We start from the raw sequence: 17,676 nt of genomic DNA on the forward strand, positions 1-17,676 counted from the left end.
TCGGCACTCAGCTTTTTAGTAAGCTAGACCCATACTGCGAGTTGTTTCAGCGCCCAGGTAAACCCGGATGCTCAAAAAGTCGGTGGGACAAGCAGTTTCGCAACGCTTACAGCCCACGCAGTCTTCTGTACGGGGTGAAGAGGCAATTTGAGCAGCTTTACAGCCATCCCAAGGAACCATCTCAAGTACATCAGTAGGGCAAGCGCGGACGCATTGGGTGCAGCCAATGCAGGTATCGTAGATTTTTACGGTATGAGACATTGAAAAAACGGCTCCTTTCGAGTGTTCTTCTCTGCGAAAGAATCATAATCAACGCATAGTCTACCGCAGTGGTTGATAGGCCGTAATCAAAAGGCTACATAACTTTAAACAATGTAATAAGCACCGTTAAAATTTGCTTTTGCGAGATTGTCCCTATTGACTGATAATCAGCAACATCATTAGAGCGTATTTCCCCTATTGCATTACCAGAATTTGGTGAAAACGTAAAGATATATGAAACAAAATTCAATCTATCAAGATTACATCGGAGTTATCTATGGTACTTGTTGCTTAATAACTATGTACAGTCAAACAAACCAAATTTGTAACAAAATATTAATTATTATTTAAAGTTTCCAACTAACTGTATGCAGAATAATCTAATTTTGCGATCGCTAACCCGCCAAAACTAGGCGATCGCAGTCATAGTATGCGTGATAATTGGCATAAAATATACTAATATTCTTAGTACAGTTGAGAATTAGAGGACTTCTATTTAATTTTTAAAATACACCTAAGATATGATTTTCCCACTAAATCCAGTTTTTGATGGGTAAAGCCTATCTTAATATTAATTAAAATTTTTCACAGCTCATTTAGGATTGCTATATATAGGTGGTTACTATGACTAAACTTCAAAATCAAATGATAGTTAAATATGGTGTTTTATTTTCTAAAGTTTTTAGGTATGTCAGATATTATCCTGAAGATATAATTCGTATATTTTGGTTTGCTGTTTTTATCGGATTATTCTACTTATCTAATTGGCGCTCACCAAATAATGAAGAATTTATTTATTTAGTATATGCATACTTTTTACTTTCTCCACTTTCAGAAGAAGAACTTTTATTTTACAAAGATAATCTTGACAAAGGTAATTTTTCCAAAATTCAGGTTATTCTCTCTTATTTAATGTTACCAATTGGCATTGAACAAAAACTTTTTTCTCGAACAGGCATAGAGGCACATCACTTAGCAAGGGTCAAACTCGTACAGGAAATATTGCCACAGGCTGAGTATATTCTCGATTTAGGAGGTTCTTGCCCTGGTTCGCCAGAAGGTGCGCTCATGGTAATGGGTTATCCGTACCATCCGCAACAGTTGGATATTGTTGATCTCCCACAGGAGGAAAGAATTTATAATCCGCAATCTGAGGAACATCCCCAGCAATTCATAACTCCAGATAATCTCACAAAAATTAATTATATCTATCGCTCAATGGCAGATTTATCTAATTTTTCAGAACATACCGTTGACCTTGTATGGTCAGGACAAAGCATTGAGCATGTAACAGAAGAAGAAGCCGAAAAAGTAATTCAAGAAGTATTTAGAGTTATCAAACCAGGTGGATCATTTTGTTTAGATACGCCAAATCGTCAGCTGACAAAGCTTTTGGTACGTAGAGGATTTGTACATCCTGAACATAAGATTGAATATACACCTGATGAATTGATTGCAAAAATTCAAAAAGCTGGTTTTATTATTAAAAAAAAATTAGCTGTTTCTCCAATGCCCTATAGTTTAAAAACCAAAAGATTTAGCAAACTGGAATTGATGAACAGTATTAACTTTTCGGAAAATATAAACCAAGGTTTTTCTTTTTTCATCTATTGTAGTAAGCCAGAGAACTGATAAGATGTTCGCATTTTACTTGCATAATTAGGGTCGGCAAGACTTCAGTGTGAATTGTTTGGTATTAAACAGGCGATCGCACTCAGCAATTTTTTTGCGATCGCTCACCGATAAATTGTATATTTAACTTTTTAAGTCTGATAATTTCATTATTTCTATTCCTATATATTAAAGAATTTCCGAAATTGCAAATTCATCATTGATAGCAGTAATTTGGGTTTGAGTATTTGGCTCAATAGCGGTTAATTGCAGTTGTTCATCTAAATTTTCAGTATCAGTAAAATTATCTTTTACATACTCATTTTCTCGAATTTTACGAACAATACTTTCTAACAACCAAAGTTGTTCTTCCACAGACAAGGCAAGGATAGAGCGCTCAATTTCTAGTAAATTCGGTGAGATCATTTTACTTTTGATTCCTAGTTAGATGTATTTTTCAAAGATATTATATTCAGTCTATCTGGTTAACCTAGAGCATGGCTAATTCCCGATCGTTTTCCCCACGCCTATCATTTCACAAATCATCAGAGATTGCTATAAATAACTAGAAAGCCGTTTGATTACTTTTTAATTAAGTATTACTGCTGAAGCAAAATGTACGCTAAACTGACTACATGAATTACGAAACAGCTAGGAAACTCCTCATAGATCAGACAATCACAACCGAGGAAAACCCAGATGCGCTGTTAACGCGTATGAAACAGGGCAAACCGCCGGTACCCGGTCAGATCACTTCGATTTTGTTGGCATTGAAAGTGGTGTTTGAAGCCCTCAAAGATGCAAAGAGCGTAGACCGAGAACTGGCTTTAGCCCTTTATCAGTTAAGTATTAAGGCGCAACAGCTATTTGGCGCAGGGCGTAAAGCCGGGGTTGATTGGCCACCACTACTCAAAGAAGATTTACTACGAATTTCCTTAGCAGCTGAAAGTATCTTTTCGGGTATATGGCAAACCTTAGCGACTATGGAGTTGGGGAAGAGATGAGGGACAAGGGGACAAGGGGACAAGGGGACAAGGGGACAAGGAAAATAATTCCTCACTCCTAACTCAGCACTCCTAACTCAACATTCAACACTCAGCACTCAGATAGATGCCTATTAACGAATTTGCAGTTCATTTTCTAACTTGTCTAAGTCAGTTTTGAGCAAAACAGTCATTTGACCGGTAAAAGCTTTGCCATTCTTGGGTTGGGCAACTTCCACCCAGTATACATAGCGATCGCCTACTCGTAATTCTCCCTTTAAGGCTTCCCGAATCGGAGTTTTGGCTAGACGCGCGGAATTAACTACCTTCTGGTTAGGATATTGATACACGACTTGGGCGCGATCGTAGTCTTGATAAATCTCCAAGCCATAAATTACCCGCAAGGATTCTTGGAGACGCGCAAATGTCATGCCGTTAATAGCATCATACATAGTAATGCGCTCAGTCCGAATTGTGCCCCGGTCTTTGGAAAACTCCACCCTACCAGGAGGCAATACCGACGCTTGAAAAGTGAATCGTTGGGCAGCAGTATCAGTCTTTTGCACAAATAATTGCTCCCCTCTTCTGGGGCGGAGTGTCGGATGTGCTTTAATCCAAGTGCCTACCTCTTCTGTACTTTGCCCTGGTAAAGCATTGGCTTGAGAATCAAAAAGCGTTCCCACACAGAGCCAGGGCACTAGAGAAACAGGCAAAATTAAACAGTTAAGTAAAGATTTTTTGAGCATTTTGCTGTTCGAGATTTTTATAGAAATTTCCCCATTTGGGATTAACCATAGTCTTCCCGTTTTTCAGCAAAATTACTTCAATGGATTGTAGCGATCGCGCATCGATGCCTTTATCGATCGCTCAACAATAAAACTCATATCAATACTATTCGGTTAACGCAAGAGAGGCGATGAATCGCCGTCTCTACAATGATTAGTCGTTTTGTCTTGACGGCGATTTATCGTGTCTTTGCAATCGTTGATCTACGCACTTCTCAAAGCCACAATCGGGTCGAGTTTAGCAGCACGACGTGCAGGAACAACGCCAAAGAATAAACCAATACCCCCAGAGACACCAACTGCCATAGTAATCGCTATAGGAGAAAGACTCGCTTCTAAAGGAGTCAAGGCTGCCACTAATAGGATGCCACTAATGCCAACCGCAGTCCCAACTAAGCCGCCAGCTGCGGAAACAATCACTGCTTCAATGATGAACTGTAGCAAAATATCTTGCTCAGTTGCGCCGATCGCTTTTCGCAATCCGATTTCTTGGGTGCGTTCGGTGACGGAGACTAGCATAATATTCATAATGCCAATGCCGCCGACAAACAAGGATATGCCGGCGATCGCAGCTAGCATAATTGTCAATGCACCTGTAATTTGACCGACAGTTTGCAAAGCATCTTTCTGGGTGCGAAGAGTAAAGTCATCTTCACCATTAATTTTGTGTCTTAGACGCAGCAAATTAGTAATTTGAAATTCTGCTGCATCCACGCTATCGGAATCACGAGCGGCAGCAACGAGGTAATCTAAGGCAATACCATAAGGAGAATTCTTGCCCACAAGTCGGTTTGCTGATGTGGTGATTGGTATTAAGGCAGCATCATCATAATCTGCTCCCACACTGGAACCTTTCGCTGTTAACGTCCCAATCACTTGAAAGCTGGTATTTCCAACTCGTAATTGCTGTCCTACAGGGTTACTATTACCAAATAGTTTTTCTGCCAAATCTCCACCCAGCACTACCACTTGGTTATTTCGCTTGATGTCTACCTCAGAAAAAAACCTGCCTTTATCAGTTTCAAAATCCCGCACAGATAGAAAACTAGGAGTTGTACCAATGATGTTGACATCGGTATTTCTGTTGCGGTATGTAATTACCTGTCTTCTGTTTAACTCTGGTGCAACTCCTACTACTGTTGGTACTTGAGAAGCGATCGCATCCGCATCTTGCAACACCAGAGTTTTTGGCACTTCAAAGGAGATTCGCTGAGTTTCTCGATTACCTGGCAGTACAAATAGCACATTTGGCCCTAGTGACTCCAGCTGTTTATTCACATACTTCTGCCCACCTTCGCCAATGCCAATCATGGCAATCACCGAGGCATTGCCAATAACTATACCCAGCATGGTGAGGGCACTACGCAGCTTATTCGATAGCAGAGTTTTCCCCGCCATATTCATGCTTTCAAGGAAATTCATATCTTATATAATTACGAATTATTCTGTTCTTTAGCCTTCTCAATTTTGTAATCTTTGGGTGGGTTAACAAAAATGCGATCGCCTGCTTTAACTCCCTCTAAAATCTGAGTTTGGTCTTGAATTTGTGCCCCAACTGTAACTTCGCGGAACTGGGGTTTATTTTTTGCATCTGGTACGAGTACGCCAGTTTTACCTTTTTCGGTGACAATTGACACCGTTGGTAATACCAAGGCATTATTAACGCGATCGCCTAAAAAAGTCAGGTCCACATTTAAGCCAGAACGCAGTTTATCTATGCCAGTATCGATAGCAACCCGCACCTGAAAGGATGTCACACCTTGTTCCACCACTGCTTCGGGAGCAATCAGGCGCACATGACCTTTAAAAACTCGATCGGGATAGGCATCAGCGACAATTTCTACCTGCTGTCCCTGTTTCATTCTGCCAAGATCGGCTTCGGGAACTTGAGCTAATATTTCTAAACCCCTTGCTACGGCGACAATTGAACTAGAAGTTGCCGATGCACTAGTAGATGCAGAAGTTGTGGGTGTAACAAATGCACCTGGTTCAGCATACTTTTGGGTAACAATTCCCGACAGAGGAGCGCGAATAATAGTATCTTCCAACTGCACTTGTACGCCCTTTAATTGAGCCTCAGCAGATGCAACAGCGGCTTGACGCTGGACAATTTCTTCAGAACGGGTTCCATCTTCTAACAGTACCAATGCTGCCCGTGCTTCATTAACAGCAGCTTGCCGTTGGTCGATTTCTTCACTGCGAGTGCCACTTTGGACTAAGGAAAATCGTTTTTTCGCTTCTTCTAAATTGGCTCTAGCACTTTTGTCGTCGCTGATGGCTTGATCGAGTAATTGTTTTTTCTCTGCTCCTTCTTTATATAGATATTGGTAACGCTTTACCTGTTCGCTGGTGTAATTCACCCTTGCTTGAGCCGCATCTACTTGGGATTGAGATTGAGCAATTTCTTGGGGACGATTACCAGCCTTAGCTGCGGCTAATTGAGCTTGAGCTTGTGCTAATCGGGCCCTTGCTTGAGCGATTTCTTGAGGACGACTACCAGCAAGGGCTTGGGCTAGCTGTGCTTGACTTTGGGCTAAGTTAGCACGGTATTGACTCCTTTGAGCCTCAATACTGGCACTATCCATGCGGGCGAGAATTTGCCCTTGTTGAATGCGATCGCCTTGTTCCACGTATAATTGCGACAGCACTCCGGGATTCTTCGGACTAATATTTACGCTCTGAACTGGCACGACTTTGCCACTAGCTGTAATCCGCAACGTCACGTTTTGGGCTGCAACTGGCACAGTTAGTTGAGCAATATCTTCTTTGTTTGTCCCTTGGTTTACCAAGGTGTAAGTTGTTATAGTACCCACAACCAAAGCACTCCCCGCTATCAGCCCAATCAGCCAGCGCGATGGATGCTTAACTTTGCCAATAACTGGAATTTCTATGTGCGTAGCCATATTTATAGAAGCCTGTAAATCTTGCTGTATAAAAATATTTTTTAGTTAGAGCAGAAGTGGAGAGTACGGAGTTGTTAAAGCTTTAGGATTAAATTTTTATAAGTTAACTAACAACTAGACGCATAATCAGCTTCACAGTTGCTTAATCTTACTTCATACTAGGCATTCGTATTTCTGTATGTCTTCACCTGAAAGGGTGACTTTAGCCACAGCATATTCATGCAATCTGGAACTATTCGTGAGAAACAAGATTCCCGACTTTTTTGAGAAACTGGGAATCTACGGCGGGCAATTCTCACAAATCAGATAGGATTGCTGTAGTGCGATCGCGCTTTAGTTGCTCGGTATCCTTTGCTTTTTCCCTACTCCCCATTCTCTACCGCAAAGCAGTTTGTAATTATTGCTGAAATTGGGTTAACAACCAAGCACCAACTTGACTTTGATTTATTTGACGAGTTTGCTCTAATGCATCGTTTAATAAAGAAATAGCTAATCCTGATAATACCTGAGATTCTGTAATCCGCCTACTACCTTGGTTTTCAATAGCAAAAGCCATAACTTGGACATTTTGGACATTTAAAATCCAGTATTCTTTCACTCCTAAATCTTCGTATAAAAGTCGTTTTTCACCTCGATCGTCAGCAAGTGAGGTATTAGCCACTTCAATAACTAAATCTGGTGGTGGATAAATATCTAGGTTGATGATAGAAGTGCCGTAGGGAATGACATCAGCATTTTCACCAATATAGTAAGACACATCAGGTTGAGCTTCCTTAAATCCTGTTTTCCGATATGTACAGTTATCCTTGCCATTTAAAGCAATGCCTTTGATGCTGGCAAACAAGTTAACAGCAAAGAGAATAATTGCATGGTCGCTGGCATGGTTATTCACGATTGCGTAGATTTCAATCCTCATCTGTCCATTGTGATAATAGCCCTTGGCTTTTTCGTAGGCAGGATTTTCAATTATTTGGATATATTCATCCCAAGTTACTGCTATCCAGGTATCGGTTGCTAGTTGGGTCTGTAATTCGCTCATAATATTGCGAAAGAGGAACTTTAACAACGATTGTACAAGTTTAATTTTCCAACACTAAGCTGACAGCAAAGCTTTAACTGCCTCCTGCTATATATTAGGCCTGCAATTAATTACAAGGCTAATATAGTAGAAGTTATTAGTTATCGAACAGAATTCAGGAGTCAGTCGTCATAATTCAGTTGGGTATTCTGTATGACTGGCGGATGAATAATCAGCGTTTTTACACCCCTACCAAATTGAAAATTTGGTGGTGCGACAAAACAGTTGCGGGTCTGAATCCCCACTGAAAGATTGCTGAATTCTGAATTCTGTATTCTGTATTCTTCTTCAATTCACTTTTTTAAAACTACATTGAAAGAATTTAAATACCCAGTAATGGTTTTAGCTAATGTCTTTTGCTGTTTTTTTGTAGTGATTGCCATTACTTGATATAGTCTTCCTTCGGCAACATACATTCTACTTATAGTAATTTTCCCTCCAGAATTGATGTACTGAATTTCTTTGCCGGGATGATTATTGTAACTACGAATGTTTCGTTGACTAATTAAATTACTTTTCGTAGTCTTTAAAGCCATATCCCGTGCATTATTAAGAACAACTTGAGGATCGGCCATTTGACCGTAACTATAAGGGAAATCATTGTAAGCAACTATGTATGCTACTTGCTGTTTTGATGGTTGAGCAACAAATATTTCTAGGTTAATTTCCCCCATGTAAGTTTTTTGGGATTCGGTGTTTCTGCTGGGGCTTCCCGGCATCAAAATCGTAAAACGTCCATCTGGAGCGGTGAATAACTTCCATTGTGGCTGCACGGGTTGAGAAACTTTTGGTTTGACAACAGCTACCGGAGATTTGGGTTGACGCGCTTCCACAAGAACAGAGCCACCACAAACAATGGTGGCGGCTATTAGTGGTAACAGACTTTTAACTGTCATATTTTTTGCCCTTTGAGATGCCGATCTCACTGATGATGCCAGCTGTTATAACCTAGCAGCACATAAAGCAGCACCAATTAGGCCGACTTGCGAGTTGAGGATAATATACACGGGTATCTCTTCGAGGAGGCGGCGCATTCTACCTTTTTGGGTGAAATTTAATAAGAAACCGTTATTTTGAATTAAGGGCAGAATTTTGGGCGCAATTCCACCAGCGATGTATAAGCCACCGTAAGGTAGGAGTTTCAGGGCGAGATTACCGGCTTCTGCACCGTAAGCTTCTACAAATAATTGCAAAGTTTGTTCCGAGAGGCGATCGCGTTTTTCTAGTGCAGCTGTACCAATAACAGCACCAGGATCGACACTTTTCTCTTCTTGTCCGGCTTCTTGTTCCCAAGTTCTAACGATTTGGGCAATATCTGGTGATTCTGTGGCAAATTTGCGATCGCGCAGAAATTGGTAAATTGCCACAATTCCCATTCCAGAAACCACGCGTTCCACAGAAACGCGCTGGATATCATGTTTACCTAGCAGGTATTTCAACAGTTGAAACTCGATCTCGTTCCGAGGAGCAAAGTCAGCGTGTCCACCTTCTGAAGAAAAAACTTGATAGTGGTTCCCCTGCTTAATTAAAAATCCTTGCCCTAAGCCAGTACCAGCACCAATAATTCCAATGGGGGTTTCGGGTTGAGGTTTGCCAACTTGTAACGTGTGCAAGTCTTCTTTTTGTAAACCTGAAATGCCATAGCCAACGGCGGCGAAGTCATTAATCAAAGAAATATGCGGGATACCCAATTCCTCTTGTAGACGTTCGGTATCTAGGAACCAAGCTAAATTGGTGAGTTTGGCAGTATTTTTGACAATGGGACCGGCGATCGCAAAACAAGCCTTTTCTGGTGTAGGTGTATTAGCTTTGACCAAAAACTCCTGCACTATCGGTACTAAATCAGGAAAATCGGCACTGTGGTAACTTTCCTGATAAATAGTATGTAAAGCTGGTGAGTCTGATTTTTCAACCAATTGCAGAATAGTTTTCGTACCGCCGATGTCTCCTGCTAGTAACAAAGTCATAGAATTTATTGGTGAATTAAATTACTTTTTTTGTAAGACATACTCAACCTACCAGAAGTTATGAACACAAATCTCTATCAGAGGTTTAAGCAAATCGAATAACTTCTTCTATGTGGGTTAAATGGGAAGTATCTCCCGTTAGTTCTAATAACCATTCTGGGTCTTGGCGTACCACTTTTACTAGCGAACATAAAGAAGCTTTAACTTCTGTCTTAGCAATTTCCCCCACTAGCCCCATTGCTCCCCCCAACACAGATGCACCATGTGCTACTAGCAGGATATGTTCTGGGTAGAACTCAGTAGCTAAACATCTAGCAGTTTGTCCAGAACGTTCTCGCACTTTTTCGTGAGTTTCAGGATAATTGGCAGCGATGCGCGAGGTGTAGCTGCTGTCAATTCTGGGGAATAACTCTGCTAATGCTGGAGTTGAGAGTCTTTTGGGTTCTTCTGTCATCCAAACTGGATTTAGCCATTCACTCAAGCCTGTTTCGAGTTTAATCGGCAAGTCGAGCATTTCTGCAACTGCATTTGCCGTTTGTACGGTTCGCAGAAAAGGAGAAGCGAAAATATGGCCAATATTTTCTTTTTTCAATCGTTTAGCTAACTGCTGTGCCTGCACCATACCATCATTAGACAAGGGCGGATCGTAGCGTCGTTCGGCGGTAAGAAACCAATCGGGGTTTACGAAGTCGAGGCGGTTAGCGTGTCTTGCTATCCAGACTATTTGACTCATGGGTTTAATTATTCCGATGAATAGAATTCGCCGCTAAACAAATATATAGATATCTGCAAGGACGGCTGCAAATATTAATATAGGACAAAAATCGTAATAATATTTAATAATATTAATTATTAGTAAAACTTATCAGTATAAACTAGTTAAGATTGTGTAATGAACTCAAATGTAAATATCAGATTGGGACGGTTCAAACCAAACTCCACATTCAATAAACTTCTTGGCATTTGTCGGGAAAAGGGGAAGGTGGGGTCCCAAGAAGGGGATAAGGGGAAGGGGGAAGGGGAAAAGGTTCTGTATTGTCCCTTTCCCCTTTAACCAAAACCTTTTCCCCAAGAGTGCAAAAAGCACTTTTGCAAAAGGTCTAATAACCGATAGTAGGTGGCTGACGGTAATTGTTTTGAGTGTGCCGTGACGTTTGCGATAGTAACAAGAAAAAAGTGAGTTTTTGAAACCCAATATTTTAAGCTTGCCATGCTAGTAGGTCGAGTTATTGGTTCTCTGTGGGTAATGATTGCCAAGCAAAGCGATGTTTCCAGTGCGATGTGAAATTAAGTTGAACTGCTTGCTTAAAGTCCTCCAAAGCTGCTGAAAACGCTTTCTCTTTTTGCTCACCTTGGTTGTTCAACTGTTTAGGGCATTGTGGATTCCATACATATTTTTGACAAGTTTGATGGGCAATTTCTACATCGCTACCATTTTCAGGATTTTGAAAGACTGGATGATAATTTAACCTGTTGCAGCAAACTTGCAACCACTCTTGCCACCCACAACGCCACAAGCGCACTGTTCCATCAAGACTACCACTAGCAATCAATTTACCATCAGGGCTAAAAGCTGCGGAATTTACCCAATAATCATGCCCGCGCCAAGGTTGACCGATAGGATTGCCTTGAATATCCCACAAGCGCACTGTAGAATCATTGCTGGCACTGACAATCAACTTACCATCAGGACTAAAGGCAACAGAATTCACTTCTTTTTCATGCCCGCGCCAAGGTTGACCAATAGGTTTGCCCTCCATATCCCACAAGCGCACTGTAGAATCATTGCTGGCACTGACAATCAACTTACCATCAGGACTAAAGGCGACAGAATTCACTTCTTTTTCATGTCCGCGCCAAGGTTGACCGATAGGATTGCCTTGAATATCCCACAAGCGCACTGTAGAATCATTGCTGGCACTGACAATCAACTTACCATCAGGACTAAAGGCAACAGAATTCACTTCTTTTTCATGTCCGCGCCAAGGTTGACCGATAGGATTGCCTTGAATATCCCACAAGCGCACTGTAGAATCATTACTGGCACTGACAATCAACTTACCATCTGGGCTAAAGGCGACAGAATTCACTTCTTTTTCATGTCCGCGCCAAGGTTGACCGATAGGATTGCCTTGAATATCCCACAAGCGCACTGTAGAATCATTACTGGCACTGACAATCAACTTACCATCTGGGCTAAAGGCGACAGAATTCACTTCTTTTTCATGTCCGCGCCAAGGTTGACCAATAGAATTGCCGTCAATATCCCACAAGCGCACTGTCGAATCATTGCTGGCACTGACAATCCAGTTACCATCAGGACTAAAGGCAACAGAATTGACCCAATTTTCATATTTGCGCTGCGATCGCCCGATAACCCGTTCTTGTAATATTTGATCTAGCTCCCACAAACGTACAGTTTTATCGCCACCACTGATAATCAGCTTGCCATCGGGGCTAAAGGCTAGGGAATTAACCTGTTCTTCATGTCCGCGCCAAGGTTGAGTGATGGAGTTGCCGTCAATATCCCACAAGCGGATTGTGCGATCGCTGCTACCACTAATAATAAACTTACCATCAGGGCTAAAGGCTACAGAATTTACACGTCCTTCATGTCCGCGCCAAGGTTGCCCGATGAGATTGCCTTGGATGTCCCACAACCGCACTGTAGAATCACTACTACCACTGACAATAAACTTGCTATCGGGGCTAAAGGCGACGCAAATAATTTTTGCCTCATGTTTGTGCCAGGGTTGAGCGATGGTGTTACCTTGTAAATCCCATAAACACACCGTTCCGTCAAAACCAACGCTGATAATGGAATCGCTATTTGGACTAAAGGTAACAGAAATAACTCCTTCCTTGTGTCCGCGCCAAGGTTGAGTAATGGCGTTACCTTGTAAATCCCACAAACACACTGTTCCGTCAAAACCAACACCGACAATAGAATCGCCATTTGAGCTAAAAGCGACGGCAATAACTCCTTCCTCATGTCCCTGCCACAGTTGAGTAATGAAATTACCTTGTAGATCCCATAAACATAAAATTCCGTCAATACTGCCACTGACAATAAACTTGCCATCAGGACTAAAGGCTAGACAATTAACCTCTTGCTCGTGCCCCAACAAAAATTCAGCAGTAGGATTGCCGATGATATTCCACAAGCATACCGTAGAATCGCTACTGCCACTGGCAATAAACTTGCCATCAGGACTAAAAGCTAGACAATTAACCTCTTGATCGTGTCCGCGCAAGCTATTTACTTCTGTGGGCGTGTTTGTTGCTTCCTTTAAGCTTCCCAAAACAGAAGCTAGAAGCTGATTTGGGTATTTCTCTAAATTCTCACCCATTGTTTGAATTGCCAGCACCAAGCCCTCTAACGGTTGAACAGGAAGTAAATTTAAAACCCTGGCGGATTGTTCGCGCAGTTTTAATTCAGTCAATGCAAGGTTTAACTTTTGAATCTCTTGTTCCTTTTCTTTCAAATGGCGATCGTGCCATTCAACAGTAGGATTAATAAATTGATTAGCTTGTTCGTTGAAATAAACAAATATTTGCTCTTTTAGTTCTTGATAAGTCTTTGTTTTCAGAACCAAGTTTTGAATATTTTCGCTTTTCCACAGTGCATCTAGAGTGTATTGCAGCAGTGGTAAAGAATCACCTTGTTGGTGAAAATCATCAATAATTTGCTCGATTAGTCCTTGTTCAAAAGTCACGCCATGTCTCGCAGCAGGTTCAGCGATCGCTAACTTTAATTCTTCATCGCTCATTCTAGTGAGTATACAACTATAGCGATCGTGGATCTTCGCAAGTTGCGGATACTCGCTAAATCTATCCAAAAAATCAGAGCGCATTGTTAAAACAATTTTGACAGAGCTATCCTGCTGCTGGAGCAATTGAAAGAGACTAGCAACAAATTTGTCGCGTTCTGGCTTTTGAGTCTTCGTAAACAGTTCTTCAAATCGGTCAATAAAAATTAGAACGCACTCATAATCTTGTTTGAGTATTGTGACAATTTGAATTAAGGTATTTTCTTTGATTTCTCCTGCAATATCTGCTATTTGTGATTTTTTACCATAAGTAAAAGCAAGACACTTATAAAGAGATTTAAAAGGATTTTCATTTGGTTGAAAAGTTATATTAAATAATGAATTTTTATGATATCCTAAATCAGGAATTAAACCTGCCAAAATTAATGATGATTTCCCACTGTATACTGCTCCTAAAAGCAAGAGTGTATTATCTTTTTTTAGGCGATCGCTAATCTCAGCAATCCACTTTCCCCGACCAAAAAATTTGTCTTTATCTTTAATTTCAAAAGTTTTTAGTCCTAAGTAAGGAGAGTCTATTTTGAGTGGACGACGATGAATGTCCTCAGACTGACTGTCATAAAAAAAGTTGTATTCAGAAATACCTTGGATATGACATCCAATATTTATATCGCTTTCAGAACTGTTAACCATCTTATCTCCTTACCTTTGGACACCCCTGGCTAAATCTTTCCCTCAGTTATAGTTCCTCGGCTAATCTTTGTAAGTAACTCAACAAAATTAATTACACATTCTCTTGTGAAGCTTTCCCTGTCGCCACCCTATAGGATCGCAAGTCGAATTACCCCCCTTAATCCCCCCTTGCAAAGGGGGGAAACCGGAAAATCTAGTTCCCTTTACAAGGGGAGGGTTAGGGTGGGGTAAAACCAGCTTTATTCAGCGAAATTACTTAAGTCAAATTTAAAAAATTGTAGTAACTTTATCCTAAAACGCCGGAAATGACAAACGAGATGGAACTTTTTGATCATCTACACCTTGCTATGTTTAGCGGCAAAGGTGGAGTCGGAAAAACAACAATCTCCTGCACCTTTGCATATCGTTGGGCGCAGCAATTTGTCAACGAGCAAATTCTTTTAATCTCAACCGATCCGGCTCACTCTCTTGGAGATGTCTTACAAGTTAGCGTTGATGACATTCCTCGTCCCATAGCGGAACTACCCAATCTACTGGTAAGGGCGTTGGATGCAAAACGTCTGCTACAAGATTTTAAAGAACGTTATGGTCAGGTTTTAGAACTTTTAGTAGAGCGCGGTAGTTTTGTTGAAGGAGAAGACTTGCTTCCAGTTTGGGATTTAAATTGGCCTGGACTGGACGAATTGATGGGTTTGTTAGAGATCCAACGCCTTTTCAACGAACAGCAGGTAGATCGAGTCATAGTGGATATGGCTCCTAGCGGTCATACTCTCAACTTGTTTGGCTTGATGGATTTTTTAGACACTTTCCTCCACTCTCTGGAACTGTTTCAAGAAAAGCATCGGTATATTAGCAAGACCTTTGCTGGGAGTTACACACCCGATCGCGCTGACGATTTTTTGCATACCCTAAAAGCTGAACTGTCGCAAGGTCGCCGTCTCCTTCAAGATCCTACCCATACAGCTTGTTTGTTAGTTGCGATCGCCGAACCAATGAGTTGGTTGGAGTCAAAACGATTCCTAGAAGCCTTACAAACCATGCAGATGCCTTGCGGAGGATTGTTTGTCAACCAAGTTCTTAGCAGTGCCACTGACCCAGATCGTTACCAAGAACAACAACCGCTGATCGGTCAGTATACGGATCTTGCTAACGGAAAGCCGATTTTTATTGTGCCACAGCAAGATGAGGAGCCTTTAGGGATTCTAGCCCTCAGCCATCTGATCGACCAAATCCATATTCCTGAGCTTGAACCGCTATTTCCTATCAATCTACTCCCAGTTCAATGGCCTGAAACAATTCCTCCTAGCTTTGGAGATTTTCTCACCCAAGGTCGCCGCCTGTTACTAATTGGCGGTAAAGGTGGAGTAGGCAAGACTACAGTAGCAGCTGCGATTGGTTGGGCGATGGCTCAACGACATCGCGATCGCAAAATTCGCATGGTTTCTATCGATCCAGCGCACTCCTTGGGCGATGCCTTTGGTCTGAGTTTAGGGCACGAACCATATCAAATAACTGCTAATCTTCGAGGTCAGGAAGTAGATAGCGATCGCCTTCTGGAGCAATTCAGAGCCGATTACCTGTGGGAACTGGCCGAAATGATGAGTGGCGAAACCCAAACAAGCGAAGCTATTGAAATGGCATACTCTCCTGTTGCTTGGCGCAAAATTGTCGAGCAAGCTTTACCGGGGATTGATGAAATGCTTTCCCTGTTAACAGTAATGGAATTGCTAGAGCAACAAGAAGAAGACTTAATTATTTTAGACACAGCTCCTACAGGACATCTTCTGCGTTTTCTAGAAATGCCAACTGCACTAGCAGACTGGCTAGCTTGGATTTTCAAACTCTGGATCAAGTATCAGAATGTCCTTGGTCGTACAGAGTTTATGGGGCGTTTACGAACTTTGCGACAGCGCGTAGTCAAAGCCCAAAAAGTGCTAAAAGACCCACAACAAGCAGAGTTCATTGGCGTTACACTTAACCAGGCTAGCGTACTTGCCGAACAACAACGCCTATTCAAATCTCTGCAAGAAATAGGTGTAAGCCAGAATTACCTTGTTCTAAACCGCTTTACTTCTACAGCGATCGTTAATTGCGATTTTCCAGGTTTGACAATGGTTCGCTTACCAGTGCTTCCTCGCTCAGTTCAGCCTTTAGAACGCATTCAAGCAGCAGCCCGCTGTTTATTTTAAGTGCTAATTAGACTAAATACTTTCATACCCAAAGAGAAATTTATTATGCATCGCACTCCAAATCGCGGACAAATTCAAGCCAAACTTAGCTCAATGCCTCCTCAACGTTCACAAGCAAGAGTTTACTTAAATGCTTACAAAATGATGTTGGAAAAAGAGCGTTTAGAGCAGGAACTACAGAAACTCGAAGCACGCCGACATCAGATTCAGCAGCGTCTTGCTATTTTAAACAGTCAAATCATTGCTGAAGAAGATAAGACTCACCAGCAAGCAAATACTGACTTAGAGGACAATACACCAAAATTCAACACCATAACATTAGAATACTAAGTATTAAGATTTCAGCTGCCTATTCTTCACAACTTCCTTAGGTGGTCGGGGCTTAAATCAGATTTTGTAATGATACTTAAAAATAAAATGAGTGCTTCAATTAAGGAATTTGATATATGGGTTGAGCTTGATGAATATGATGCTACGGAAAAGCAGAATTTAGATGAAGACTTCTGTAATGCAATAATATGCTATCCTGATGGTTCACGGATTACTCTTAATATCTGGAGTGAAAATTACCTCTACAACCAGATTAATAATCTTGATTGGATAGATAAACAAGTAGCTATCTTGCCAGATATTGTAGTACGTAATTTTAACTCTGACTCAATTCGGCAAGCTATTAAAAATTTAGTTAATAATTATAGTTGGCTAGAAGGGCGTGGCTTTCCAGCGTTATCTTGTGAGTAGTTCGGTTTATCCTGTTTCGATACTAATACAAAACATTAATGCAGCGATCGCCTTGTGTGATGTCGGAATTTTTGGGTTAAGCGATATTGGGGTAAAAGCGGTTAGAATAGAGCATTCAGTTTGTATTAGCCTGTAAATAACCCATTTTAATAGGAAAATCATGAATGCTCACGAGTTATTGCAGCGATATGCTGTTGGAGAGAGAGATTTTAATGGGGTTGATTTAAGTAATATTGAAATATTTGGCTCACATTTAGAGAAAATCAATTTGAGTCAGGCAAACCTGAGCAGGGCTAATTTAAAAGATACCTGGTTGTCTGAAGCTAACTTGGATGGAGCAATTTTGGTAAAAGCTTCCTTGAGTGGGGCAAACCTTGACTATGCCAGTTTAAGACAAACTAACTTAGATGGGTCTAATTTGAGCGAAGCAAGTTTGATGGGAGCGAATTTAGAGGGGGCTAGTTTGAGAAATGCAGAATTGAGAATGGCTAATTTGTACAATGCTAACTTGAGAAACGCTAATTTGGAATTAGCTTGTATAGGAGAAACTGATTTATCCTATGCAAATCTTATAGACGCAAATATCAAAGGAATTAATATAGATACTTTGCTGTCCTGTTGTGGTAATACAGTCTTGCCTGATGGACAAGTTGCCAGTGACCCTTGGGCTGGTTAAGCTTTTAACAAAATTAAAA

General features: G+C 41.1%; 16 protein-coding genes. 6 read left to right on the forward strand and 10 right to left on the reverse strand.

Going from position 1 to position 17,676, the window contains the following annotated elements; translation table 11 throughout:
- Nucleotides 1-15: 15 nt before the first annotated feature.
- Complete coding sequence (psaC, locus tag NSTC731_RS07225) at nucleotides 16-261, reverse strand: photosystem I iron-sulfur center protein PsaC (protein WP_012411495.1); 246 nt, start codon at nucleotides 259-261, stop codon at nucleotides 16-18.
- Between the two features lie 624 nt (nucleotides 262-885).
- On the opposite strand from psaC, the gene NSTC731_RS07230 reads away from it, so the two are divergent.
- Complete coding sequence (locus NSTC731_RS07230) at nucleotides 886-1,893, forward strand: methyltransferase domain-containing protein (RefSeq protein WP_445630222.1); 1,008 nt, start codon at nucleotides 886-888, stop codon at nucleotides 1,891-1,893.
- 168 nt (nucleotides 1,894-2,061) lie between these two features.
- Here NSTC731_RS07230 and NSTC731_RS07235 read toward each other — a convergent pair whose 3' ends face one another.
- Complete coding sequence (locus NSTC731_RS07235) at nucleotides 2,062-2,298, reverse strand: hypothetical protein (protein WP_445630223.1); 237 nt, start codon at nucleotides 2,296-2,298, stop codon at nucleotides 2,062-2,064.
- Nucleotides 2,299-2,507: 209 nt separating this feature from the next.
- Between NSTC731_RS07235 and NSTC731_RS07240 the strand changes: the two genes are divergently transcribed.
- Nucleotides 2,508-2,876 (forward strand): Dethiobiotin synthetase, encoded by a 369-nt coding sequence (locus NSTC731_RS07240; protein WP_322713264.1) that lies wholly within the window; start codon nucleotides 2,508-2,510, stop codon nucleotides 2,874-2,876.
- A gap of 113 nt (nucleotides 2,877-2,989) precedes the next feature.
- On the opposite strand, the gene NSTC731_RS07245 is transcribed toward NSTC731_RS07240, so the two are convergent.
- From NSTC731_RS07245 to NSTC731_RS07280, 8 genes are all read right to left on the reverse strand, one after another.
- On the reverse strand, nucleotides 2,990-3,601 hold the full coding sequence (locus NSTC731_RS07245) for a hypothetical protein (protein WP_445630224.1): 612 nt from the start codon (nucleotides 3,599-3,601) through the stop codon (nucleotides 2,990-2,992).
- A 243-nt stretch (nucleotides 3,602-3,844) separates the two neighbouring features.
- A complete protein-coding gene (locus NSTC731_RS07250; RefSeq protein ID WP_445630225.1) occupies nucleotides 3,845-5,062 on the reverse strand; it encodes an ABC transporter permease in 1,218 nt (405 codons plus the stop codon).
- A gap of 11 nt (nucleotides 5,063-5,073) precedes the next feature.
- A complete protein-coding gene (locus NSTC731_RS07255) occupies nucleotides 5,074-6,543 on the reverse strand; it encodes an efflux RND transporter periplasmic adaptor subunit (protein WP_445630226.1) in 1,470 nt (489 codons plus the stop codon).
- A gap of 397 nt (nucleotides 6,544-6,940) precedes the next feature.
- Nucleotides 6,941-7,582 (reverse strand): Uma2 family endonuclease, encoded by a 642-nt coding sequence (locus NSTC731_RS07260; protein ID WP_445630227.1) that lies wholly within the window; start codon nucleotides 7,580-7,582, stop codon nucleotides 6,941-6,943.
- A gap of 332 nt (nucleotides 7,583-7,914) precedes the next feature.
- Nucleotides 7,915-8,517 carry a hypothetical protein gene (locus NSTC731_RS07265; protein ID WP_445630228.1) on the reverse strand — a complete coding sequence of 201 codons (603 nt, stop codon included), beginning with the start codon at nucleotides 8,515-8,517 and terminating at the stop codon, nucleotides 7,915-7,917.
- A 45-nt stretch (nucleotides 8,518-8,562) separates the two neighbouring features.
- Nucleotides 8,563-9,588 (reverse strand): glucokinase, encoded by a 1,026-nt coding sequence (locus tag NSTC731_RS07270; protein ID WP_445630229.1) that lies wholly within the window; start codon nucleotides 9,586-9,588, stop codon nucleotides 8,563-8,565.
- A gap of 85 nt (nucleotides 9,589-9,673) precedes the next feature.
- Nucleotides 9,674-10,321: a histidine phosphatase family protein gene (locus tag NSTC731_RS07275; protein ID WP_445630230.1), complete on the reverse strand. Its 648-nt coding sequence runs from the start codon at nucleotides 10,319-10,321 to the stop codon at nucleotides 9,674-9,676.
- A 493-nt stretch (nucleotides 10,322-10,814) separates the two neighbouring features.
- Nucleotides 10,815-14,051, reverse strand: coding sequence for a WD40 repeat domain-containing protein (locus NSTC731_RS07280; RefSeq protein WP_445630231.1), 3,237 nt, complete (start codon nucleotides 14,049-14,051; stop codon nucleotides 10,815-10,817).
- Between the two features lie 317 nt (nucleotides 14,052-14,368).
- On the opposite strand from NSTC731_RS07280, the gene NSTC731_RS07285 reads away from it, so the two are divergent.
- The 4 genes from NSTC731_RS07285 (at nucleotide 14,369) to NSTC731_RS07300 (ending at nucleotide 17,657) form a co-directional block, all read left to right on the forward strand.
- Nucleotides 14,369-16,240, forward strand: a complete 1,872-nt coding sequence (locus tag NSTC731_RS07285; RefSeq protein WP_445630232.1) for an ArsA family ATPase — start codon at nucleotides 14,369-14,371, stop codon at nucleotides 16,238-16,240.
- Nucleotides 16,241-16,285: 45 nt separating this feature from the next.
- Nucleotides 16,286-16,570, forward strand: coding sequence for a hypothetical protein (locus NSTC731_RS07290; protein ID WP_445630233.1), 285 nt, complete (start codon nucleotides 16,286-16,288; stop codon nucleotides 16,568-16,570).
- 87 nt (nucleotides 16,571-16,657) lie between these two features.
- Entirely contained in the window at nucleotides 16,658-16,981 is a 324-nt protein-coding gene (locus NSTC731_RS07295; RefSeq protein ID WP_445630234.1) for a hypothetical protein, read from the forward strand.
- 160 nt (nucleotides 16,982-17,141) lie between these two features.
- Nucleotides 17,142-17,657 carry a pentapeptide repeat-containing protein gene (locus NSTC731_RS07300; protein ID WP_322690744.1) on the forward strand — a complete coding sequence of 172 codons (516 nt, stop codon included), beginning with the start codon at nucleotides 17,142-17,144 and terminating at the stop codon, nucleotides 17,655-17,657.
- The last annotated feature ends 19 nt before the right edge of the window (nucleotides 17,658-17,676 follow it).

This window comes from Nostoc sp. DSM 114167, from assembly GCF_052692655.1.

What these genes read in the sequence shown, in the direction of transcription:
- psaC (WP_012411495.1), bottom strand. Translation starts at nt 261, where the DNA reads ATGTCTCATACCGTAAAAATCTACGATACCTGCATTGGCTGCACCCAA.
- NSTC731_RS07230 (WP_445630222.1), top strand. Translation starts at nt 886, where the DNA reads ATGACTAAACTTCAAAATCAAATGATAGTTAAATATGGTGTTTTATTT.
- NSTC731_RS07235 (WP_445630223.1), bottom strand. Translation starts at nt 2,298, where the DNA reads ATGATCTCACCGAATTTACTAGAAATTGAGCGCTCTATCCTTGCCTTG.
- NSTC731_RS07240 (WP_322713264.1), top strand. Translation starts at nt 2,508, where the DNA reads ATGAATTACGAAACAGCTAGGAAACTCCTCATAGATCAGACAATCACA.
- NSTC731_RS07245 (WP_445630224.1), bottom strand. Translation starts at nt 3,601, where the DNA reads ATGCTCAAAAAATCTTTACTTAACTGTTTAATTTTGCCTGTTTCTCTA.
- NSTC731_RS07250 (WP_445630225.1), bottom strand. Translation starts at nt 5,062, where the DNA reads ATGAATTTCCTTGAAAGCATGAATATGGCGGGGAAAACTCTGCTATCG.
- NSTC731_RS07255 (WP_445630226.1), bottom strand. Translation starts at nt 6,543, where the DNA reads ATGGCTACGCACATAGAAATTCCAGTTATTGGCAAAGTTAAGCATCCA.
- NSTC731_RS07260 (WP_445630227.1), bottom strand. Translation starts at nt 7,582, where the DNA reads ATGAGCGAATTACAGACCCAACTAGCAACCGATACCTGGATAGCAGTA.
- NSTC731_RS07265 (WP_445630228.1), bottom strand. Translation starts at nt 8,517, where the DNA reads ATGACAGTTAAAAGTCTGTTACCACTAATAGCCGCCACCATTGTTTGT.
- NSTC731_RS07270 (WP_445630229.1), bottom strand. Translation starts at nt 9,588, where the DNA reads ATGACTTTGTTACTAGCAGGAGACATCGGCGGTACGAAAACTATTCTG.
- NSTC731_RS07275 (WP_445630230.1), bottom strand. Translation starts at nt 10,321, where the DNA reads ATGAGTCAAATAGTCTGGATAGCAAGACACGCTAACCGCCTCGACTTC.
- NSTC731_RS07280 (WP_445630231.1), bottom strand. Translation starts at nt 14,051, where the DNA reads ATGGTTAACAGTTCTGAAAGCGATATAAATATTGGATGTCATATCCAA.
- NSTC731_RS07285 (WP_445630232.1), top strand. Translation starts at nt 14,369, where the DNA reads ATGGAACTTTTTGATCATCTACACCTTGCTATGTTTAGCGGCAAAGGT.
- NSTC731_RS07290 (WP_445630233.1), top strand. Translation starts at nt 16,286, where the DNA reads ATGCATCGCACTCCAAATCGCGGACAAATTCAAGCCAAACTTAGCTCA.
- NSTC731_RS07295 (WP_445630234.1), top strand. Translation starts at nt 16,658, where the DNA reads ATGAGTGCTTCAATTAAGGAATTTGATATATGGGTTGAGCTTGATGAA.
- NSTC731_RS07300 (WP_322690744.1), top strand. Translation starts at nt 17,142, where the DNA reads ATGAATGCTCACGAGTTATTGCAGCGATATGCTGTTGGAGAGAGAGAT.